The following is a 5,647-nucleotide window of genomic DNA, read 5'->3' on the forward strand; positions in this document are numbered from 1 at the left end:
CGGGGGCGGCGGGGGCAGCGACGCGCACCGGCGGCTGGCGGCGGCCGTGGCCAGGGGTCCCGCCGGGCACCCGGAGCTGGCCGGCGTGCTGACCGAGCCGGGCCGGCCGGTGTGGGCGAGGGAGGTCGCCGCCTGCGCGTTGGCCGACGGGGGCGACCGCCGCGCCTTCGAGACTCTGGTGTTCCTGCTGAACTACCGCGAGCCGACCCGGGCGGAGTGCGCCGCCGAGGCGCTGCTGCGGCTCGGCGACCCGCGTACCGGCCGGGCCGCCGCCGCGCTCGCCACCAACGAACTGCGGGCCGCCTACGCGCTGCACCCCGTGCTGCTGCTGACCCGGCTGGCCGGCCCCGAGTCGGTTCCGGCGCTGGTCACGGCGCTGCGGGCGCGGCTACGACCGGGCGCGGTGCCGTACTGGGGGCTCGCGCGGGCCTGTGCGCACGGCCTGGGGGAGCTGGGCGACCGCCGGGCGCGACCGGTGCTCACCGAGGCCGCGGCCTTTCCCCAGCTACGGGACGCGGCCACTGCCGCGCTGCGGCGCCTCCCGCCGCCGTAGCGCGCGGGCGCGGCGGGCGAGGGGCCATAGGGAGGGTCACAGCCGCAGGTACATGATGTGCAGGCCGACGTAGCCGTGCTCGGGGTGGTGGAAGCCCTCGGGCAGGGTGGTCATGATCTCGAAACCGAGGGACTTCCACAGTTGGACGGCCCTGGTGTTGGTCTCCACGACCGCGTTGAACTGGATCGCGCGGTACCCCTCACCGCGCGCCCACGCGATCACGTACGCGCCCAGCGCGCGGCCCACGCCCCGGCCCGCCCGGGCGGCGTCCACCATGAAGCTGGCGCTCGCGATGTGTGAGGCGCCGCCCATGTGGTTGGGGTTCGTCTTCGCGGTGCCGACCACCGCGCCGGAGGCGTCGACGGCGACGACCGTGTGCGCCGGCGGCGGCGGGAACCAGGTCGAGCGGGCCTGCTCCTCGTCCATGTCGCGGTCGTAGGTGTACGTCTCGCCGGCCCTGACGATGTCCCGCATGAACGGCCACATCGCCGGCCAGTCGGCGTCGGTGGCCGTCCTGATGTTGATCGACATGAGGCGCAGGATGGCACGTCCTCACAGGAGTGTCAGCTGAGTATGGCCGTCGCCCTCCGGTGCCCGCTCGGCGGCCGCCAGGTCGCCGGCGGCCGTGGCCGGCCGGCGGGCGACTCCTGGTGCGGCCGGCGCCAGGCCGTACTCGGCGGCGAGTTCGTGGACCTGGCGGGTGACGCGGCGCTGGTACCACTTCGGCGCGTAGGCGCCGTCCGCGTACAGCGCTTCGTAGTGCCGCACCAGGCCGGGGTGGTGGCGGCCGAGCCAGGCCATGAACCACTCGCGGGCACCGGGCCGCAGGTGGAGTGTCAGCGGCGTCACCGACGTCGCGCCGGCGGCGGCCACCGCCCGGACCGTGGCGCGCAGCTGGGCCGGTGAGTCGCCGAGGAAGGGGATGACGGGGGCCATCAGCACGCCGCAGCCGATGCCGTGTTCGCCGAGCGTGCGGACGACGTCCAGCCGCCGCTCGGGGGCCGGCGTTCCCGGCTCCACCGTGCGCCACAGCTCCTCGTCGAGGAAGCCGACCGAGACCGACACCCCGACGTCGGTGACCGCGGCTGCCGACCGCAGCAGCTCCAGGTCGCGCAGGATCAGCGTGCCCTTGGTGAGGATCGAGTACGGGTTGGCGTGGTCCCGCAGGGTGGTGAGGATGCCGGGCATCAACCGGTAGCGGCCCTCCGCGCGCTGGTAGACGTCGACGTTGGTGCCCATGGCGATGTGCTCGCCGCGCCACCGGGGGGCGGACAGCTCGCGCCTGAGCAGTTCCGGCGCGTTGACCTTCACCACGATCTGGGTGTCGAAGCCGAGGCCGGTGTCCAGGTCGAGGTAGCCGTGGGTGCCCCTGGCGAAGCAGTAGACACAGGCGTGTGAGCAGCCGCGGTAGGGGTTGACCGTCCAGGTGAACGGCACGCGTGAGGCGGCCGGCACCCGGTTGACCAGCGAGCGGGCGCGCACCTCGTGGAAGGTGACGCCCCGGAACTCGGGGGTGTCGAAGGTGCGGGTGACCACCTCGCTGCCGAACAGGGCGGCCGGCCCTTCCTCCCTCAGGTTGTCCCAGCGCATCTGCCTGCCTCCTCGTGTGCCGCCGTGCCCGCCCCCGGTGAATAGAACACGCGTTCGAGCGAATGCTGTCAAGCCGGATTTGGGCGGTCGGCATCCGGGTGATGGGATGAACCCCGACACCAGTGGGGCCCGGTCCGGGCCCGCCCGGCCCGCGACGGCGGGTCGAGGACCAGCACAGGAGGAGCCCAATGGCACAGGTCGAGGCCACGACGCAGCGTGAGATCGCAGCCGACCCCGACGATGTCTTCGACGCCCTCGCGGACTACAGCGGTGTCCGCGGCAAGGTCCTGCCCGCCCACTACAGCGAGTACGAGGTGCGGGAGGGCGGCGACGGAAAGGGCACCCTGGTCCACTGGAAGCTCCAGGCGACCAGCAAGCGCGTGCGGGACTGCCTGGTCGAGGTCGACGAGCCGACCGACGGCCAGTTGGTGGAGAAGGACCGCAACTCCTCGATGGTGACCACGTGGGTTGTCACGCCCGCCGGTACCGGCCGCGCCAAGGTCGTCGTCACCACCGTGTGGAACGGCGCCGGCGGCATCGGCGGCTTCTTCGAGCGGACCTTCGCCCCCAAGGGCCTGGCCCGCATCCACGACGAACTTCTGGCCAATCTCGCCGCCGAGATGGAGAAGGGCGAGGAGTAGGACGCCCCGCGCGCCCGGCGGGCCTCGCCGGCCCGGCGGGCGCGCGGGTGTGACGTGACGTGACCGGCGTGAAGAGAAAGCGCGTGTCGCCTTCCCGGTCGGTTCACCGTTTCGAGTGGTGTTGCGGCGGCCCCGCGAAGGCTACGCGCCGCGCGGTGCCGAACACTTCACCCGGCACCGCGCGGCGCGTAACGTTGCCGTGCATGAAGATCCTCATCAGCGCGGACATGGAAGGTGCCACCGGCGTCACCTGCCCTGCCGACGTGCTGCCCGGCACCCCCCGGTGGGAGCGCTGCCGGACGATGTTCACCAGTGACGTGAACGCCGCCGCGACCGGCTTCCTCGCCGGCGGCGCCGACGAGGTGCTGGTGAACGAGGCGCACTGGACCATGCGCAACCTGCTGCTTGAGGAACTCGACCCCCGGGTGCGCATGCTGACGGGCCGCCACAAGGACCTGTCGATGGTCGAGGGCGTCCAGCGCGGCGACGTCGACGGCGTCGCCTTCGTCGGCTACCACACCGGCGCCGGTACCGAGGGCGTGCTCGCCCACACCTATCTCGCCAACTCCGTCACCGGCGTCTGGGTGGACGGCACCCGCGCCAGCGAGGGGCTGCTGAACGCCCTGGTCGCCGCCGAGTACGGGGTGCCCGTCGTCCTGGTCACCGGCGACGACCGGACCTGCGAGGACGCCAAGGGCTACGCCCCGCACGCGCGTACCGTCGCGGTCAAGGAGTACGTCTCCCGCTACGCCGCGATCTGCCGCACCCCGGAACGCACCGCCGCCGACGTGCACGCCGCCGCCTCGGCGGCGACCACACTGGCGAGGCGCGTCGAACCGGTCAGCGAGAGCCACGAGATCGCCCTGGAGTTCGACGCCGAACACCTCGCCGGAGCCGCCACCCTGGTACCGGGCGTGCGGCGCACCGGCGAGTGCCGGGTCCTCTACACCGCCCCCGACATGTACCAGGGCATCCGCTGCTTCAAAGCGGTCACCACGATCGTCTCGGCCGCCGTGGAGGAAACCTATGGCTGAACCTCTGGTCGACCCGACGGACCCCACCGCGCGGCCCAGGGCGCTGCCCCAGGCGGGCATCGACGACCGCGCGCTGCTGGAGGTCGTCGAGTTCACCTCCGACCTGATCAGGCTGGACACCACCAACCGCGGAGCCGGCCGGGGCCACGAACGCCCCGCGGCCGAGTACGTCGCCGAGCGGCTGGCGGAGGCCGGGCTGGAACCGGTGCTGCTGGAGAAGGCGCGGGGGCGCTCCAACGTCGTCGCCCGCCTCCCGGGCACCGACCCGTCCGCCGACGCGCTGCTGCTGCACGGCCACCTCGACGTGGTGCCCGCCGACCCCGCCGACTGGAGTGTCCACCCGTTCTCCGGCGAGGTCCGCGACGGCGTCGTCTGGGGCCGCGGCGCGATCGACATGAAGGACATGGACGCGATGCTGCTCGCCGTCGTCCGCGCCTGGAACCGCACCGGCGTGCGCCCCCGCCGCGACGTCGTCCTCGCGTTCACCGCCGACGAGGAGGACAGCGCCGAGTTCGGCGCCGCCTACCTTGTCCAGCAGCACGCCGACCTCTTCGACGGCTGCACCGAGGGACTCAGCGAGTCGGGCGGCTTCACCGTGCACGCCGGGGACGGCCTGCGGCTCTACCCGGTGGCCGCCGGCGAACGCGGCACGGCCTGGCTGCGGCTGACCGCCCACGGCCGCGCCGGGCACGGCTCCAAGGTCAACCGGGAGAACGCGGTCAGCCGCCTCGCCGCCGCCGTGCACCGGATCGCCGAGCACCGCTGGCCGCTGCGGCTGACCGACACCGTACGGGCGAGCCTGACCGCCCTCGCCGAACTCCGCGGCCTCACCCCGCCCGACTTCGACGACCCCGGCTTCGACGACGCCGCCCTCGACGCCCTGCTCGCCCGGCTCGGCCCCGCCGCGGCCTTTGTCGAACCCACCGTGCGCAACAGCACCAACCCCACCGCCCTGGAAGCCGGCGGCAAGGTCAACGTCATCCCCGGGTCGGCCGGCGCGCTTGTCGACGGCCGGGTACTGCCGGGCGGCGAGGCGGAGTTCACCGCCACCCTCGACGCCCTCACCGGGCCGCACGTCGAATGGGACTACTACCACCGCGAGATCCCGCTCCAGGCCCCGGTGGACTCGGCCACCTTCGCCGTGCTCTGCGAGGCCATCGAACACTTCGACCCCGGCGCGCACGCCGTCCCCTACTGCATGTCGGGCGGCACCGACGCCAAGCACTTCGCGCGGCTGGGTGTGCGCGGCTACGGCTTCTCACCGCTGCGCCTGCCGCCGGGCTTCGACTACGGCGCGATGTACCACGGCGTCGACGAACGGGTACCGGTCGACGCGCTGCACTTCGGCGTCCGCGTCCTGAACCGGGCCCTGCTCGCCCTGTAGGGGCGTCCGCGGAGGAGCGCCGACCACACCCGGGGCCCCGGGCACCGGCGCCAGGCGACCAGAAGGGAGCACGGCCCATGTCGATCAGCCACGCCCGGTACGGCACCTGGCCCTCACCGATCGACGCGGCGCTGGTCGCCGCGCGCGACGGCCGGCCGGAATACCTGACCGCCGTGGGGGAGGAGCTGTGGTGGACCGCGCCGCGCCCCGCGGAGGACGGCCGGCGCGCGCTGCTGCGCCTGACCCCCGACGGCCGGGCGCGCTCGGAGCTGCCGCCGCCCTGGGACGTCCGCAGCCGCTTCACCGAGTACGGCGGCCAGCCCTTCGCCGGCGTGCCCCGTGAGCACGGCGGCCCGCTTGTCGTCTTCTGCCACTTCGCCGACCAGCGGCTGTACGCCTTCGAACCGGACGGCACCGAGCAGCGCCGCGCACCCCGCCCCCTCAC

6 protein-coding genes and 1 pseudogene are annotated in these 5,647 nt (G+C 73.7%); 5 read left to right on the forward strand and 2 right to left on the reverse strand.

Features of this window, described 5'->3' with window-relative positions; all coding sequences use genetic code 11:
* A partial coding sequence (locus GL263_RS20090) for a HEAT repeat domain-containing protein (RefSeq protein ID WP_438947982.1) occupies positions 1-553 on the forward strand: 553 nt, incomplete at its 5' end.
* Positions 554-589: 36 nt separating this feature from the next.
* Here GL263_RS20090 and GL263_RS20095 read toward each other — a convergent pair.
* A complete protein-coding gene (locus tag GL263_RS20095) occupies positions 590-1,084 on the reverse strand; it encodes a GNAT family N-acetyltransferase (RefSeq protein ID WP_182857130.1) in 495 nt (164 codons plus the stop codon).
* A gap of 21 nt (positions 1,085-1,105) precedes the next feature.
* Complete coding sequence (locus GL263_RS20100) at positions 1,106-2,143, reverse strand: Rv2578c family radical SAM protein (protein WP_182857131.1); 1,038 nt, start codon at positions 2,141-2,143, stop codon at positions 1,106-1,108.
* Positions 2,144-2,331: 188 nt separating this feature from the next.
* Between GL263_RS20100 and GL263_RS20105 the strand changes: the two genes are divergently transcribed.
* The 4 genes and pseudogenes from GL263_RS20105 to GL263_RS20120 all read left to right on the forward strand — a co-directional run.
* Complete coding sequence (locus tag GL263_RS20105) at positions 2,332-2,784, forward strand: SRPBCC family protein (protein WP_182857132.1); 453 nt, start codon at positions 2,332-2,334, stop codon at positions 2,782-2,784.
* Between the two features lie 203 nt (positions 2,785-2,987).
* Positions 2,988-3,818 (forward strand): M55 family metallopeptidase, encoded by an 831-nt coding sequence (locus GL263_RS20110; RefSeq protein ID WP_182857133.1) that lies wholly within the window; start codon positions 2,988-2,990, stop codon positions 3,816-3,818.
* A complete protein-coding gene (locus tag GL263_RS20115; protein WP_182857134.1) occupies positions 3,811-5,202 on the forward strand; it encodes a M20/M25/M40 family metallo-hydrolase in 1,392 nt (463 codons plus the stop codon). The genes GL263_RS20110 and GL263_RS20115 overlap by 8 nt, the downstream gene beginning before the upstream one ends.
* 77 nt (positions 5,203-5,279) lie before the next feature.
* A pseudogene (locus GL263_RS20120) lies at positions 5,280-5,647 on the forward strand (prolyl oligopeptidase family serine peptidase); the annotation flags it as partial.

It is taken from the genome of Streptomyces durbertensis (genome assembly GCF_014156695.1).
GTDB classification, from domain to species: domain Bacteria; phylum Actinomycetota; class Actinomycetes; order Streptomycetales; family Streptomycetaceae; genus Streptomyces; species Streptomyces durbertensis.